The following is a 15,809-nucleotide window of genomic DNA, read 5'->3' on the forward strand; positions in this document are numbered from 1 at the left end:
CGTGTGCGGGGTCCACCGCCCCGGGCAGGGCGCCCGGCTCACACCCACCGGCATCCGCAGAATAAGCGCTTCGCGCACCGGTACCGGTCCGTAGCGTACGCGAGCGGTCCTGGCAACGCCCGTCGGTCAACGGTCGCCGCCTTCGTCGAGCACCCGGAACCCATCTTGTGTGTGACTTCGGTCACACTTATAAACGCCCGAGTGCTGATATCCCCCAGAATGCGGCGAGTCCTCCCGGATATTCCCGGGAGGACTCGGCTCACGTCCCGAGCCGGCGTCGTCACCTCCACCCTCCCGCAGTCCACCGCGTTCCAAACGGAACGGGAGTGCGGAGGCGACTCATCCTGCTCTGCGGACGCACACGGCACCGGTGTGCCGGAGCGGGGTCCCGCCCGGGGGCCACCGCCGTCCTGTGGGATTCGGCACCTCGCAGTCCACCGCGTTCCAAACGGAACGAGGCGCCGTCACCCTCCAGGCCGGTCGGCGGGCCCCCGGGCCCACCCCGCGCTGGTCGCTACAGGCCCACGCCCGCGGCGCCGAGCAGGGCGCCGACGGGGTCGACGCTCGGAGCCGGGGCGGGCAGCTGGTCCACGTGCTCGGGAGCGTGCTCGGCCACGGCCTGGTGCGTGGTCTCGCTCAGGGTGTAGTCGACGGGCAGCATCTGCGAGACGGGGATCTCGGGCAGGTCGCGCACGACCGGGGCGTCCTGCAGCACGCCCGACTGGTGCTCGGTCGCGCTCTGGTGCACGACCGCGGCGCCGTTGTCGGTGGAGCTGGCGCCCGCCAGGCTCGCGACGGCGGCGACGGCGTTGCCGGTCACGTTGACGGGGACGTCCGCGTGAGCGACCAGCTGGTTGCCGCCCACGGCCGAGCCGTTGCCCGAGGTGGCGACGTGGGGCTCCTCCTCCAGGACCAGGGCCCCGGTGTCGGTGGCCGCGGCGCCCGCGACGCCGCCCACGGCGCCGATCGCGTTGCCGGACACGTTGACCGGGACGTCCAGGGCCGCGACCAGCTGGTTGCCGCCCACGAGCGAGCCGTTGCCCGAGGTCGCGACGCCCGACTGGTGCTCGCGCTCGGCCGACTGGCGCAGGATGCCCGCGTCCACGCCGGAGGTGTCGGGCAGGATGCTGGCGTTCGAGACGGCCTCGTTGACCAGGTCCATCGCCGTGAGCCCGGCGGGGGCGGACTGGTGGTGACGGCCGCCGCCCTCGTGGACCAGGGCGCCGGTGTCGGTGGCCGCGGCGCCCGCGACGCCCGCCACGGCGCCGATCGCGTTGCCGGAGACGTTGACCGGGACGTCCAGGTCGGCGACCAGCTGGTTGCCGCCGGCGACCGAGCCGTTGCCCGAGGTGGCGACGTCCGGGCCGTGGTCGTGCCCGTGGTGCCCGTGGCCCTGGTGCACGACGTCGTAGCCGTCGTGGCCCTGCTGGTGGGCGTGGCCGCGCTCGTGGTGGCCGTGGTGGCCGTGGTGGCCGTGGTGGCCGCCCTCGTGGACCAGGGCGCCGGTGTCGGTGGCCGCGGCGCCCGCGATGCCGCCCACCGCGGCGATCGCGTTCCCGGAGACGTTCACGGGGACGTCGCCGTCCACCACGAGCTGGTTGCCGCCCAGGACGGAGCCGTTGCCCGAGGTCGCGACCTCGTCGCTGTGGTGGTCGACCACGGCGGCGCCGGAGTCCGTGCACTGGGCGCCGGACGTGCCCAGGACGGCGCTGATCGCGTTCCCGCAGACGTTGACCGGGACGTCGAGGTTGGCGACCGCCTGGTTGCCGCCCAGGATCGAACCGTTGCCCGAGGTCACGGGCTCGGTGTCGGCGAAGGCCACACCGGTGCCCAGAGCGACGAATCCCGCCGCCATGAGCGCGGACTTCGCGGAGATGCTGGCCCACTTACGCATGTGGGGAGTCCTTTCGAGAAGACATGAAGACATGTTGAAGAGAACAGGTGTGCTTGTGCGTGCTTGTGCTCGGGCAACAGGCCGTGCCACATCCCTGGGTGGGGTGCAGGCCTCCGGCCGGGGCCGGGGATCATCCGGACGGCCTCACACCTGGGCGGTGCGTGCCGGCCGGTTCAGGAGAGCGCGCCGCGGTCGGCGCCCGCTGGTTGCGGGTGACGCGCGCGCCCCGTCGATCAGCTCCGCCCTGGTTGGGCGGCGGCTGACGTGAACCCCGAGCACGTGGCCTCGGCCGGTGCTACGGGACTCGCGTCAACCCCCGGGCCGCACGGGGCGGCCCGAGGAGCCGATCAGGAGCGGGCCCTGCGCCGCATCCCCGCCACGACCAGGCCGGCCCCGGCGGCGACCGCGGCGACCGCGGCGGCGACCAGGCCGAACAGGCCGGTGGAGTCGGTGCCGGTGACCGCGAGCTCCGCGCCCGGTCCCTGCTCCGCGGGCTGCCCGAAGGTCTGCTCGGACCGCTCCTCCGCGGACTGCTCGAAGGACTGCTGGTCGGGCTGCTCCGCGGAGGGACCGGCCGGGGAGGCGGACGGGTCGGGCGCGGGCTGCTCGTCCACCGGCGCGGGGCTCTCCTCGGCGAGCCCCTCACGGTCCTCGGGGACCTCGGGCGGGACGCCCTGGCCGGGGTCCTCGCCCTCCGGGGCCTCCTCACCGGGGTTCTCGCCCTCGGTGGACCCCCCGCCGGGGGCCTCTCCGCCGGGCGCTTCCCCGCCGGGGGCCTCCTCCGCGCCCTCGTAGCCGCCCTGCGGCCCTCGGACGGAGGACGACTTGCCCTCGATGACGGCGGCTCCGGAGTCCGTGCACTGGGCGCCGGCGAGGCCGAGGATCGCGATCGCGTTCCCGCAGACGTTCAGCGGGACGTCGAGGTCGGCGTTGAGCTGGTTGCCTCCGCCGATGGAGCCGTTTCCGCTGGTGACGGTGTCGGCGTAGGCGGTTCCGGCGGCGGCCGTGGCGGCGATGAAGCCGGCGGTCACCAGGGCGGCGATACGTGCTTGTGTCTCGTGGGTCATCGCGTGTCCTTATGTCAGCGAGAAGGATCGGCTGGCTACACGTGTGACCGCGGTCGGAGAGCTTCGGGCTCTGGGAAAGCCGGTGAGAAGGCACGCCCGCCGGAGTCGGCGGGACGGCTGCGTGCGGGAGCGCACGGACCGGCCGCGGTCGGGGACGCGGCTAGTCGGGGGCGAAGCTGGGGTCGTCCGCGGCGTCGCGGACGACCAGGGTGGGGTCGCCGGGAAGGGCGACCCGCTGGGCACGGGGAGCCAGGTGGGCGGCCCGGGCCATCAGGAACCCGGCAGCGCCGGGCGCGGGGAAGGACGGGGCGGCGGCGCCGGTGGCGTCCGCTCCGGCCGAATGGTGCGCGCCGCCTCCGCCGATGAGGCGGATGCGCTCACCGGGGTCGTCGTCATGCACCCGCTCGGCCGCCACGACGGCGGCCGAACTCCATGCGGACGGCACCGCGGAAGCGCTGGTGTCCGCAGCCGTACCGGGACGGGGCGCATCGGCGCCCCGAGCGGTCTCGGCGGCGGCGCGCTCGACGGCGGGGCCGGCCGGGTCGGTGGGGAGTTCTTCGGTGGCGCCGAGGACGGGCAGGCCCAGGGGGGCCGTCGCGTTCGCGGCCCCGTCGATGCCGCCCCGGACGACCCGCGTGGACTCGCTCAGCCCTGCGGCGACCGTGTCCACGAGGCCGCTGTCGCGCAGCGTGCCGTCGGTGGACCGCACCACGTCCTGACCGGTGCGGGCGATGCCGTCGACGAGGCTTCCCGCACCGCGGGCGGTCCCGTCCACGGTGGCCGCGGTGTCGTCCACGACCCTGGCGGCCGCGGCTCCCGCCCTGCTCTCCTCCAGCGCGGACGAGACACCCGTCTCGTCCAGGGCGCGGGAGGGAAGGGCGGCGGCCCGGGGCGCCACGGCCCCGGTCAGCGCACCGGTCGCGGAGCCGGCACCGGCGGCGGCGTCGGAGATCCGGGTCTTCCGGAGCTCCTGGGTCGCGGCCCGGCCGGCGTCCTCCGCGGTGTCGCCGACGCCCATGACGCGGTCGACGAGGCCGTCGGAGCCGGGAGCGGTGTCGCTGTGGGCGACACCGATCCCCCCGGCCAGCCAGGCGACGGCGACGATGCCGGACAGGAGCAGCAGACGGGCGCAGGCGTTGCGGGACACACAGGCAGCGCGACCGGTCGACACCAGCCACCCCCTGCCCGTGAGCACCATGACGCCCTCTCGTTTCGCTGCCGCTGGACGGTCCCGTGCGGCTGGGCCGCCACGGTCGTACCGGTGCCGCTCCGACCCGCACAGAGGCGGGAGGGAGAACCACGACACCCTCGAACTCAAAGCAACCGTAGCATCACGTTGGGTGATGCAACACCGAAACGTGAACCGCGCCGAAAAAGTTTTCGGCGCGGTTCACCAGGCACGACACCGCAAAACGCGTCGAGGTCAGCTCAATCCGACGAAACGGTCCAGGACCCTGACGCCGAACTGGAGGCCGTCCACCGGGACCCGCTCGTCCACGCCGTGGAACATGCCCGCGAAGTCCAGCTCCGGGGGGAGCTTGAGCGGCGCGAAGCCGTAGTTGCGCACGCCGAGGCGGGAGAAGCTCTTGGCGTCGGTCCCGCCGGAGAGGCAGTAGGGGACGGCCTTGGCCCCCGGGTCCTCCGCCAGCAGGGACTCCGACATGGCGTTGACCAGGCCACCCTCGAAGGGCGTCTCCACGGCCGGCAGGTGGTGGATGAACTCGCGGTCGACCTTCGGGCCGAGCAACTCGTCGATCTTCGCGAAGTACGCGTCCTCGGTTCCCGGCAGGAAGCGGCCGTCGATCTGGGCGGTGGCCTCGCCCGGGATGACGTTGGCCTTGTACCCGCCCCCCAGCACCGTCGGGTTGAGGGTGTTGCGGAGGGTGGCGCCGATCATGCGGGAGATCGGCCCCAGGCGGGCGACCGTGGCGTCGACGTCCTTCTCGTCGAAGGGGATGCCGAACTCCTCGCAGATCTCCTCCAGGAAGGTCCGCACGGTCGGGGTGAGGTCGAGCGGGAACTCGTGCCGGCCCAGCCGCGCGACCGCCTCCGCCAGCTCGGTGACGGCGTTGTCCCTGTTGGTCATCGAACCGTGCCCGGCCGTGCCGCGCGCGGTCAGCTTCATCCAGGCGATGCCCTTCTCCGCGGTCTCCACCAGGTAGAGGCGGCGGTTCTCCTTCACCGTGAACGAGAACCCGCCGACCTCGCTGATCGCCGAGTCGCAGTCGGCGAACAGGTCCGGGTGCTCGTCCACGAGGTACTGGGCGCCCCAGGTGCCGCCCGCCTCCTCGTCGGCGAGGAAGGCCAGGACGATGTCGCGCGGTGGGCGGCGCCCCTCCCGGAGCCGCTGGCGCAGCATGGCCAGGACCATCGCGTTCATGTTCTTCATGTCGACCGCGCCGCGGCCCCACACGCACCCGTCGGCGACCTCCCCCGCGAAGGGGTGGTGGGTCCAGTCCTCGGGCGCCGCGGGGACGACGTCCAGGTGGCCGTGGATGAGCAGCGGGGGGCGGGTGGAGTCCTCCCCCGTGATCCGGGCCACGACGTTGCTGCGCCCCGGGTGCTTCTCGTAGATCCTCGACTCGACGCCGACCTCGTCGAGCTTGGCGGCGACGTACTCCGCCGCCTTGCGCTCCCCCGGCCCCGAATGGTCGCCGTAGTTGGAGGTGTCGAACTCGATGAGCTCCCGGCACAGGTCGACGACCTCCACCTCCGCCGCGCTCAGGACCCTGTCTGGCTCTGCCATCTGACGCTCCCGTCCAGCCGCACCTTTTGCCGTGCTGTCCCCCCGACCCTGCCATGGAGGCCCCCCGGCGGAAAACCTGGTTCGTGCCACCCCAGACTTTTGCTATGGTTGACCTGTACGGCGCGGCAGGCGCCGGACACCCGGTCCGGGTGGCGGAATAGGTAGACGCGCTAGCTTGAGGTGCTAGTGCCCGTTAAGGGTATGGGGGTTCAAGTCCCCCCTCGGACACAAACAGAAGGCCCTGGTATCAGGGCCTTTTTTGTTGTCCCGGCCCTGTTCCCGGACTCGCGGCGGGTGCGGGGCGGGTGCGGCGGCGCCCGCTCACGGCGCCGGGAGGACGGTCCGGGCGTAGGAAGCTCTCGCAGTTCCAGCTCTCCCGGACCACGAACCTCTCCGTGGCCTCTGAAGCCAGTCTGTCCGATCTGACTGGAACACTCGGCGGTACTCACGACCGTCTCCACCCTTGTGGTGAGCGCCTTTCTGGAACCAGCCATGAACATGCACAGCCTCTCTTCCGACATACCGCTCGGCTCCTTCGAGGGGGTGCCTCTGCGCGTCTATGCGTCCGACAGCGACGACCTGCTGCACACCTCACCGGATTGCGCCGAACCTTCGTGCGAGGCAACGGATGGACGTCATGTACCTCTCACATCGACGCTGGTGGGGAAGCTGTGTCTGTACTGTTCCGTCATCCCCGGAGGGGGACCGGTCACCGCGGTGGGCCTCTTCGTCACTGCTGTGCTCACCGTGCTTCGCACGTCAACTCGGTTCATGGACGAGATCGACGAGGAAGGCCCGGACGAACCCTGGGCGGAGGAAGAGGAAGGGGAAGGACCGTGGGAGGGGGCCGACCGGTACCCCGCCTCTGAGGAAGAGTCCACGCCCCTGCGCGAACTCGCGGAGGACATGTGGTTGACCTCTGTCTCCCTTTTGCAACTCTTGCTCGACGCTGTCACCCGTTACCCCTGGTTGGAACCGTGGGCACAACCCACGGTAACGGCGATGAACAAGGAAACCGAAGACCGACGTCAGGCCTTCGCTGATCTGGTGGAGAGCAGCGACCTCCTGGAAGCAGCGGCCGCGTTCCTGGTCAGGCCGGAGCTCCCCGTCGACTGCACCGGGTTCGAAGGCCTGGAGGCTGGAAAAGTTCGCAACACCTTCGAAAACCTCAGGGACTCCTGGGAGAGGACCGCTGAACATCACCCAGGGGAATTCTCGATCAACTCCCTCACGGACGCCCTCCGTATCTACGTACCCGACGAGGCTGGGGAAGAGGCCCGCGAATCGTTCCGAGAGATAGTCGAAGGTTGGTTCGGGGAGGTCCGAACCACTGTCGGTCGGTTCGCCTCCTTCGGGGAAAGCTGGGTCCTTCTCACCTTCCCCCGACCATGGCTCCACCCTGGTGATTGGTGGACGGGGACGATCGCCACGTATTCGGCAGCATCAGACTGGCGGAAGGGGGCCGCTCTCCTCCGTGTGCCGGAGCTCGTCGCTCGACGCCTGGCCGAGGAGTCCGAGAAACGCGGGATCACATGCGTGGAGCTGACTAGGTCGACCGACACCGACGGTACCGCTCTTCTCTCGGAACTCCTGCGCCCCAACAACTTCGAGTCCACCCATGTCCTGACCCCCGGGGTCCTAGATGACGTCCCGGTGCACGAACGCCGACTGTTGAGCGTGGAGGATGCCGCCCTTCTCAGCAGCTCCGACCCGCTCTCCTGCCACCCCTACATCGTGTTCTCAGCGACACACGGAACGGAGGTCCTGTACCCCGCTGCCCTGGAAGAACGCTGTCGGCACGGTTGGGAGGGTGTGCTATTGGCAGGAGTGTCGGACCTGCCGACAGCACTGGTCTCCCCGCTCGTAGAGCAGGCAACCGCCCGCAGTGACGCCAGAAGCGGAGAGCCCCTTACCGGTCGGAACCGTGATCACGCCGGAGACGTTCTGGGATGGCAGGAGGGGGAGACATGGCTCAAACTGTACAGCCGCGACCGGAACAGCTCCATCGACCTCATGGCACGCTTGCTTCTCCTAGCACGCACCGCCCCGGACTTGCGCGACTTCGCCGAGGCGAACAGCCGCGCCTTCCACCGTTCAGGGCTCAACCATGCGCTGCTCTCCCTGCATCGACTGGACCTTGACCCGTTCCGACCACTGGGCAGCCCCCTTTTCGACAGGGGAGCACCCAACAAGAGGGGCCCAGGCCTGGGGCTCCCTCTCGGTCATCTGGCTGATGTTCAGATCTACAGCACGGACATGCGTCAGCAACTGTCCAGAATGGGCCACGCTCCCGGATGCCAGCACGCACCCACACGCTTCGGGCACGGGTTCAGCCTAATGACCGCCCACGAACTCATGACCATCACTCCTGGCCGCTGGTGTTCGACCTGTGGTGGATACGCTGTTCGTCGTCTCGACAGGGAACAGCTCACCTATTACCGCGTGGCGCACGAGTTGTACGGGCTCTGGATCGGGGTCAACCAGTGGGCGGACCGACTGGACAGCCTGAGCAAGGGTGACGTCATCCGATCTCTGGCCGAACTCGACGAACTCGCGTCCACACCGTTCGATCCCCGGATGGACCGGTCGGCAAGGGAACGATGGAACGGGGCCGTCCGCGAAATCCGCATCCGAGGGGAGCGGGTTCTGCGCTACCTACACAAACCGAACCGGCCTGCCAAAGCCAAGCTTTCCCGTGCCCTGCGCCACGTACCGGAGACGCCGGAGGAGATGGCAGGCGTGGACGTCCGCCTCGACCCCCTTCTAAGGCGGCACCTCAAGGTGATTCTGGGAAGGGCCACCGATCCAGGGCTTCAAGTGCGGATCTCCACCGTGCTCGATCATCTGGGGTCGAAGGGGGAACCTCCCCCGGGTGGGTTCGCCCTCCTTACCCTGCTAGCGCAGGCACGTGCACATGCCGCAGAGGCTGACGAGTGGGACATTGTGTCGCATTTGCAGGACTCCCTGGACTTTGCCGAGAACCGACTCTCCAAGCCCAACCTCGAGGAACGCCACCGATTGCTGAAAGAAGGGCGCAGAGAGGGAAGTCTTCTCGATCTCGTCCTCCCCCAGGCAAAAAGGGATCTGGACCACGACATCTGGGGCTCAAAGCGCTTCCTGGAGAAGCATCCGGATGCTAGCGCAAAAGACCTGATCGATTACTTCGAGTCGCTCTACCCAGATATCAAACACATCGATGCCCCCCTCGACCGTCCCGGCCGTTATGTCATATCCCGAGGGAGGAACGAGCTCTCACTGTGGTTGCACCACGTGGCCCATAATCGCATCGATGTGGAGGACATCGAAGAAACTGTCCGTCGACTCTCCCTTTCTCCGGAGGCCCTAGCTCTGGTCGCTGCAGACAAGGACGGGGAACTCATCCTCAGGGCCGCGGAGTTGCGACGCCGCAAGGCGAAGCTGGGCCACCTCCGCGCGAAGGTTGAAGACCACTCCGCCCGAGAAGAAGATCTCCAGAAGGCTCTCATGGGACAGCCCTGGATCTTCGGAGGGCAGTACGTCGGAGAGGCGGCCCACCGCCGGTTGGTGCCGGGCGACGAGGTGGACATCCCGCTGATCCGAGGCGATGGATCTCTACACATCGTTGAGCTCAAGCGCTCCATGAGTCTCGAAACCGGTCTGGTGAAACGCCATCGAGGGGACTACATCCCCACCTCGTCCGTCAACGATGCGATCGGGCAGGCACAGAACTACCTTGTAGGAATCGACGAACAATATAAGGAGATCCGGAAGCAGTTCGGACTGGAGACACGGAGGGCGAGCGCGACCGTATTGATCGGACATCCGGGACTCCAGCCAAAGATCGCCGAGGAGAAGATCAACGAGGTCCTTCGCAAACGGAACACGGTCACGTCCCGGGTCGAGGTCCTCACCTATAAGGAACTCCTCGACAACGCCGAACGGGCCCTAGACCTGTACCGCTTGCCCTCTTGACCTCATCAACGGGGGCTTGGCCGACGCTGACACCATGGAACGACGCCGCAGTCCGCGGCACCGACGCGGTCACAAATAACCCGGACGGTCCCCTGTAACTGTTGGCCTAAAAAGTAACGGCCATTTCCTCAAGCTCTACTTCGCCGCCCCCGACTCCCCCGAGGACGCCCAGCTGCGCCTGCTCGGCCTGGACCCGGGCATGGAGGAGGGCGGGCGCCGGTGATCCCGCGCACCGCTCGCGCCTCGCCGGCGGCGGGCCCGGCCGACACACTCGTTCCCGCCGACGGCGGGTCCGCGGCCCCTCAGGCCACCAGGCCGTGGCGGTAGGCGTAGACGACGGCCTGGACGCGGTCGCGGAGCGCGAGCTTGGCGAGGATGCGCGAGACGAAGGTCTTGACGGTCTCCTGGCTGATCACGAGGGCCCCGGCGATCTCCCTGTTGGAGAGGCCGTCCGCGATGAGGCGCAGGACCTCCAGTTCGCGGGGGGTCAGCGGGGTGTCGTCCGGTGAGCCCCCGGCCGGCCGGACACGGGCGGCGTACCTTCCCACGAGCTGGCGGGTCACCCCGGGGTCCAGCAGCGCCGCACCCGAGGCCACGGTCCGGATGCCGTGCAGCAGCTGTCCGGGCGGCGCGTCCTTGAGCAGGAACCCGCTGGCCCCCGCGCGCAGCGCCTCGTAGACGTACTCGTCCAGGTTGAACGTCGTCACCACGAGCACCTTGACGGGGTGTTCCACCCCGGCTCCGGCCAGCAGGCGGGTGGCCCCGATGCCGTCGAGCACCGGCATGCGCACGTCCATCACCACGACGTCCGGACCCAACCGGCCGCTGAGGTCGACCGCGGTCCGCCCGTCCCCGCACTCGCCCACGACCTCCATGTCGGGCTGGGCGCCGATGATCGTCACCAGCCCCGTGCGGATCAGCACCTGGTCGTCGCAGACCAGGACCCGGATCGGCGCGGTCACGAGCGGCTCCCCGCGGGTATGCGCGCCCTCACGACGAAGCCGCCCTCCGGCCCGGGGCCCGCCTCCAGGTCGCCGCCCAGGACGTGGACCCGCTCGCGGAGCCCGGCGAGGCCGCGCCCGCTCCCGCCGGGGGAGCCGGTCCGCGGGCCGGGGCCCTCCGTGCCGACCTCCACGGTGATCTCCTTCTCGCCGTGGCGCACCAGGACCGAGGTGCGGCTGCCCCGGGCGTGCTTGAGCGCGTTCGTCAGGGCCTCCTGCACGACCCGGAAGGCCACGAGGTCGGCGCCGCCCGTCGACTCGGCGGGGGCGCCCTCCTCGGAGAACTCCACCGGCTGCCCGGCCCGGCGCGTCTGCTCCACGAGCGTGAGGACCCGGCCGACGGGGGGCGTCCTGGCCCCGGCGCCGTGGTCGGGGTTGAGGAGGTCGAGCAGGCTCCGCAGGTCGGTGATGGCCCTGCGGCCGGTGTCGGTGACGGCGGTCAGCGACCCGTCGAGCCGTTCGGGGTCCGCGGTCAGGTAGCGCGCCGCCTCGGCCTGCACCACCATCGCGGTCACGTGGTGGGTGACGACGTCGTGGAGCTCGCGCGCGATGCGGGTGCGTTCGGCGGTGCGGGTGTCCTCGGCGACGCGGCGGCGGCGTTCGGCCTCCATGGCCCGGGTGGACCGCAGCCACGCCCCGATGCCCCACACGAAGGCCAGCGCCAGGTAGAACGTCGCGAAACCGACCGGCGTCTCGCCCGTGCCGAGCTGCGCGAGCGCCGCCCACAGCACCGCGTAGGCGGCCGTCAGGACGAGCACGGTGGCGCGCCGGCGCCGTTCCAGGTGGGCGCCCGCGCTCAGCACCGCGATGGCCAGCCCCGTGCCGGCGAGCGTGTGGTACCCCATGAGCTGGTCGACGGCGAAGCCCGCGGACACCAGGGCGAGGGAGGCGGTCGGCCACCGCCGGCGCAGGGCGAGCGGAAGGCACTGGAGGGCGATCGCCACGACGGCGAGCAGGTCGAAGGGGCGGTCGGGCACGCCCCCGAGCATCGTCCCGTGGTTGTGGAGCGACGGCACGAACGACGCGGCGAGGAACACCAGCCCCAGCGGGAGGTCCCGGACCGTGACGTCGAGGCCCCTCCACAGTTCCGCGGCCCGCCGTAGATCGATCACCGGAGGAAGTGTAGTGGCGGATCCGCCCCCGTCCGCGCGGCCGGGGGCGGGGCCGCCGCGCCGAGTGCCCGGCCCCGGGCGGACCCGTGACGCGGTGTCACTGGTGGCGCCGCTGAGCGGGGGGAATACTGGGGGAGATCCCGCCGCCGAGCCCGGAGAGCCCCACATGGACACCAGACGCACGCGCGTTCCGCCGGCGGTCGCCGCGGCCGCGGGTCCGCCCGTCCTCCCGGGGCCCCGCCTCCTCCCGGCCTCCCCGGCCCGCACCCCGGGCGGGAACCGGTGACGCCGCCCCGGGCCGGGGCCCGCACGATGTCCGAGCACGCCGACGCGGCCCGGGGGGAGCTGCGCACCGTCAACCTCGGCATCGTGTTCGCCTCGCTCTCCACCGTGGGGGCGCTCCTGGTGGTGATCGACGCGCCGACCTGGTGGCAGGCCCTCGTCCTGGCCCTGGGGGTGGCGACGGCTTCGGTGACCGTCACGCGGTGGGCGGAGGGCCGCGTCGCCCGCGTCCCGTTCCCGGCCCTCGCCGTCACCGGGGCCGTGTGGCTCTTCGGGGTCCTGGTCGCGGAGACGCCGACCGCGTCCTACGGCTTCGCCGTCGTGGGGACCGTGGTCCTCCTCCAGCTGCCGCGCCGGCGCCGGGGAGCGGCAGCGGCGGGGCTGGCCGCCTTCGTCGTCGCGGTCCTCGCGGCGAGGCTCGCGGTCGCGCCGGGGGAGGTCGTCGGGACCCTGCTGGAGTACGTCGTCGGCTCCGCGGGCATCGCCGTGGTGGCGGTCGTCCTCACCTCCCTGACCCAGATGGTCTCGCGCCTCGTCGCGGAGCTGGAGGAGTCGCGGGAGCGCGAGGCCGAGCTGGCCGTGGCCCGGGAGCGGATGCGCTTCGCCAGCGACCTGCACGACATCCAGGGCCACACGCTGCACGTGGTCAAGCTCAAGACCGCGCTGGCCCGCAGGCTGGTGCGCACCGACACCGACCGCGCGGAGGAGGAGCTCGGCGAGATCCACGCCCTGGTCGGCGACACCATCGCCCAGACCAAGGCCCTGGCCCACGCCCAGCGCAGGCTCAACCTGTCGGCGGAGCTGGAGAACGCCAAGAACCTCTTCGAGGCCGCCGGCATCCGCGTGGAGGTGCGCCACGAGGGCGGGGACCGGGCCCGCGCGGGCGAGATGCTCGGCCAGGTCCTGCGGGAGACCACCACCAACATCCTGCGGCACGCCCAGGCCGAACAGGTGTGGATCACCCTCACGGGGACCGGTATCTCCATCGTCAACGACGGCGCGCAGGAGGGCCCGCCCGCCGGGCTCGGCGGGCTCGCCACCCTGCGCGAGCGCGTGGCCGGCGAGGGCGGCGAACTCACGGTGGAGCGCAAGGACGGGCGCTTCCTGACCGCCGCCAGCTTCCCGCACACGGGCTCGGGCGCCACCCCCCTGCCGCACCGCCCCGCACCGACACGGAAGGACGACCGATGACCACCGTGGTGCTCGCCGACGACGAGGCCCTGCTCCGCAAGGCGCTGGCCGCGCTGCTCCCCCTGGAGGGGGAGATCACCGTGCTCGCCGAGGCGAAGGACGGGGAGGAGGCCGTGGAGGCCACGCTCCGGCACCGGCCCGACGTGCTCGTCGTCGACCTGGAGATGCCCGGGACGGACGGGCTCGGGGCCGTCGCGGCGATCCGCCGGGAGCTCCCGGACCAGGTGATCCTCATGCTGACCCGGCACGCCAGGCCCGGGGTGCTGCGCAAGGCCCTGCGGCTGGGGGTCCAGGGCTTCGTCAGCAAGTCGGCGGAGCCGGCGCACATCGCCTCGGTCGTCGCGACCCTGCACGGGGGCAAGCGGTGGATCGACCCGGACGTGTCCGCGCTCGCCGTCATCGACGACTGCCCGCTCACCGACCGGGAGGTGGACGTCCTGCGGGCGACCGGCGAGGGGTACTCGGCCGCCGACATCGCCGCCCGGCTGCACCTGGCGGAGGGCACGGTGCGCAACTACCTCTCGAACGCCATGCAGAAGACCCAGACGCGCACCAGGCACGAGGCGGCCAGGTACGCGCGCGAGCACGACTGGCTGTAGCGGCCCGCACGGACGCGTCCGCGGTTCCGGCGGGCACGGCCGCCGTCGGACGCCCGCCCGGGGCCGGACCGTGCCCGCGGCCCCGGGCGGCGAGAGCCGGTCAGGGGGCGGGGAGGCGGAGCGCGCCCCGCGCCGGTCCGCACACCGGAACCCGGCCGCCCCGGGTCGTGGACCCGGGATTCCCCGTTCCCGGGCGGCTGCGCCGCTCCGGGGGGCGAACAAATACCGAACAGCCGGACAAGCCGCTCGGGGACCGCGGGGAAAACGGGGAACCTGGGCGACCAGGTCGTCGTCAGGGGCATGGCCAACGCCAGATCGACTCCACATCGTGATATCACAAACACAGAAAGTAGCGATGTCGGCCGTTTGCGGTCTCCCGTGACCGGCCGCACCGCCTCCGACCCGTCACTCCGCGGCCGCTCTCGCGCGCTGTCCGTCGCCCGACCCGCCCGAGGCGCGGCACAGCACCCGCGGACCGTTCGGCATCACGCCCCGCGACCGGCCCCGGTCGATATCCCTGAACTCGTGGAGAAGACACCCTTGACCCAGATCTGCCGTCCCCCGGTGTCACCGGGGCGCGTCACACCTCCGTCCGGCACTTCCCACCGGGCGCCGCGGCGGCACCGCGGCGCCTCCTCCGAGACCCGCACGCGCCCGCTCCTCCGCACCCGCCGCGACTCCGCCGCCAGGGGGGCGCGCCGTGAAACGTGAGGCCGTCATCACCGGCGTGGGCGTGGTCGCCCCCGGGGGCATCGGCGCCACCGCGTTCTGGGACATGCTCACCGCGGGACGCACCGCCACCCGGGGCATCACCCTGTTCGACCCGGCGGGCTACCGCTCCCGGATCGCCGCCGAGGTCGACTTCGACCCCGCCGCGCACGGCCTGGACGAGCAGCGGACCGCGCGCATGGACCGGTACGTCCAGTTCGCCGCCGTCGCCGCCGCCGAGGCCCTGGCCGACAGCGGCGCCCCACTGGCCGGCGTCCCGCCCTGGCGCGTCGGGGTGAGCATGGGCACGGCGGTCGGCGGCACCACCCGCCTGGACCGGGAGTACGCGGTGACGAGCCGCGGCGGCGCGGACTGGGTGGTCGACCACACCGCCACGGAGCCCCACTCGCACCTCGCCCTGATGCCGAGCACGCTCTCCGGGGAGATCGCGGAGCTGGTCGGCGCCCGCGGCCCGGTGCGCACGGTCTCCACCGGGTGCACGTCCGGGCTGGACGCGGTGGGCTACGCCGCCCAGGCCGTCGAGGACGGCCTCGCGGACGTGGTCGTCGCCGGGGCCGCCGAGTCGCCGATCTCGCCCATCGCCATGGCCTGCTTCGACGCCATCAAGGCGACGTCGGACAGCAACGACGACCCGGGGCGCGCGTCCCGGCCCTTCGACCTCCACAGGAACGGCTTCGTCATGGGCGAGGGCGCGGCCGTCCTCGTCCTGGAGGAGGCGTCGGCCGCGCGGCGGCGCGGCGCCCGCGTCCGCTGCCGGGTGGCGGGCTTCGCCAACCACGGCAACGCCTTCCACATGACCGGCCTGCGGCGCGAGGGGACGGAGATGGCGCGCGCCGTCACCACCGCGCTGGACCACGCCCGGCGCTCCGCCGCCGACGTGGACTACGTCAACGCGCACGGGTCGGGGACCGTGCAGAACGACAGGCACGAGACCGACGCCGTCAAGCGCGCGCTCGGCGAGCACGCCCGCCGGGTCCCCATGACCTCGATCAAGTCGATGGTGGGGCACTCGCTCGGCGCGATCGGCTCGATCGAGCTCGTGGCCTGCGTCCTGGCCATGGACACCGGCGTGGTCCCGCCCACGGCCAACCTGGCCACCCCCGACCCCGAGTGCGACCTCGACTACGTCCCGGTGACCGCGCGCGAGCACAGGACCGACGTGGTGCTGTCCGTGGGCAGCGGTTTCGGAGGGTTCCAGTCGGCGGTCGTCCTGGACCGGGGAGAGTGAGGAGCGGCC

At 71.6% G+C, this 15,809-nt stretch carries 10 protein-coding genes and 1 tRNA gene; 5 read left to right on the forward strand and 6 right to left on the reverse strand.

All coding sequences use genetic code 11. The annotated features are described in order from the left end of the window. Nucleotides 1–514: 514 nt before the first annotated feature. The 4 genes from ACQPYD_RS29985 to ACQPYD_RS30000 form a co-directional block, all read right to left on the reverse strand. Nucleotides 515–1,894 (reverse strand): hypothetical protein, encoded by a 1,380-nt coding sequence (locus ACQPYD_RS29985; RefSeq protein ID WP_433698709.1) that lies wholly within the window; start codon nt 1,892–1,894, stop codon nt 515–517. 347 nt (nt 1,895–2,241) lie between these two features. After that, nucleotides 2,242–2,961 carry a chaplin family protein gene (locus tag ACQPYD_RS29990; RefSeq protein WP_433698710.1) on the reverse strand — a complete coding sequence of 240 codons (720 nt, stop codon included), beginning with the start codon at nt 2,959–2,961 and terminating at the stop codon, nt 2,242–2,244. A 160-nt stretch (nt 2,962–3,121) separates the two neighbouring features. Next, nucleotides 3,122–4,159 (reverse strand): hypothetical protein, encoded by a 1,038-nt coding sequence (locus ACQPYD_RS29995; protein WP_433698711.1) that lies wholly within the window; start codon nt 4,157–4,159, stop codon nt 3,122–3,124. Nucleotides 4,160–4,384: 225 nt separating this feature from the next. Then, complete coding sequence (locus ACQPYD_RS30000) at nt 4,385–5,707, reverse strand: M20/M25/M40 family metallo-hydrolase (protein WP_433698712.1); 1,323 nt, start codon at nt 5,705–5,707, stop codon at nt 4,385–4,387. Between the two features lie 143 nt (nt 5,708–5,850). Between ACQPYD_RS30000 and ACQPYD_RS30005 the strand changes: the two genes are divergently transcribed. Both ACQPYD_RS30005 and ACQPYD_RS30010 read left to right on the forward strand, forming a co-directional pair. Further along, nucleotides 5,851–5,935 (forward strand) — tRNA-Leu (locus ACQPYD_RS30005). A gap of 264 nt (nt 5,936–6,199) precedes the next feature. Next, nucleotides 6,200–9,658, forward strand: a complete 3,459-nt coding sequence (locus ACQPYD_RS30010) for a Shedu anti-phage system protein SduA domain-containing protein (protein ID WP_433698713.1) — start codon at nt 6,200–6,202, stop codon at nt 9,656–9,658. A gap of 302 nt (nt 9,659–9,960) precedes the next feature. On the opposite strand, the gene ACQPYD_RS30015 is transcribed toward ACQPYD_RS30010, so the two are convergent. Together ACQPYD_RS30015 and ACQPYD_RS30020 are read right to left on the reverse strand one after the other, a co-directional pair. Further along, nucleotides 9,961–10,620, reverse strand: a complete 660-nt coding sequence (locus tag ACQPYD_RS30015) for a response regulator (RefSeq protein ID WP_433698715.1) — start codon at nt 10,618–10,620, stop codon at nt 9,961–9,963. After that, nucleotides 10,617–11,771 (reverse strand): sensor histidine kinase, encoded by a 1,155-nt coding sequence (locus tag ACQPYD_RS30020; RefSeq protein WP_433698716.1) that lies wholly within the window; start codon nt 11,769–11,771, stop codon nt 10,617–10,619. Before ACQPYD_RS30020 ends, ACQPYD_RS30015 begins: the two co-directional genes overlap by 4 nt. Before the next feature lie 312 nt (nt 11,772–12,083). Here ACQPYD_RS30020 and ACQPYD_RS30025 point away from each other — a divergent pair, with 312 nt between their 5' ends. From ACQPYD_RS30025 to ACQPYD_RS30035, 3 genes are all read left to right on the forward strand, one after another. Continuing rightward, entirely contained in the window at nt 12,084–13,244 is a 1,161-nt protein-coding gene (locus ACQPYD_RS30025; protein ID WP_433698717.1) for a sensor histidine kinase, read from the forward strand. Next, nucleotides 13,241–13,843, forward strand: coding sequence for a response regulator (locus tag ACQPYD_RS30030; RefSeq protein ID WP_433698718.1), 603 nt, complete (start codon nt 13,241–13,243; stop codon nt 13,841–13,843). The genes ACQPYD_RS30025 and ACQPYD_RS30030 overlap by 4 nt, the downstream gene beginning before the upstream one ends. 700 nt (nt 13,844–14,543) lie before the next feature. After that, complete coding sequence (locus tag ACQPYD_RS30035) at nt 14,544–15,800, forward strand: beta-ketoacyl-[acyl-carrier-protein] synthase family protein (RefSeq protein WP_433698719.1); 1,257 nt, start codon at nt 14,544–14,546, stop codon at nt 15,798–15,800. The last annotated feature ends 9 nt before the right edge of the window (nt 15,801–15,809 follow it).

This window comes from Nocardiopsis sp. CA-288880 (assembly GCF_050955985.1).
Lineage (GTDB): Bacteria > Actinomycetota > Actinomycetes > Streptosporangiales > Streptosporangiaceae > Nocardiopsis > Nocardiopsis tropica.

Coding starts and splice junctions, on each gene's coding strand:
- ACQPYD_RS30025 (WP_433698717.1), top strand. CDS start 12,084: ATGTCCGAGCACGCCGACGCGGCCCGGGGGGAGCTGCGCACCGTCAAC.
- ACQPYD_RS30000 (WP_433698712.1), bottom strand. CDS start 5,707: ATGGCAGAGCCAGACAGGGTCCTGAGCGCGGCGGAGGTGGAGGTCGTC.
- ACQPYD_RS29995 (WP_433698711.1), bottom strand. CDS start 4,159: ATGGTGCTCACGGGCAGGGGGTGGCTGGTGTCGACCGGTCGCGCTGCC.
- ACQPYD_RS29990 (WP_433698710.1), bottom strand. CDS start 2,961: ATGACCCACGAGACACAAGCACGTATCGCCGCCCTGGTGACCGCCGGC.
- ACQPYD_RS30030 (WP_433698718.1), top strand. CDS start 13,241: ATGACCACCGTGGTGCTCGCCGACGACGAGGCCCTGCTCCGCAAGGCG.
- ACQPYD_RS30010 (WP_433698713.1), top strand. CDS start 6,200: ATGAACATGCACAGCCTCTCTTCCGACATACCGCTCGGCTCCTTCGAG.
- ACQPYD_RS29985 (WP_433698709.1), bottom strand. CDS start 1,894: ATGCGTAAGTGGGCCAGCATCTCCGCGAAGTCCGCGCTCATGGCGGCG.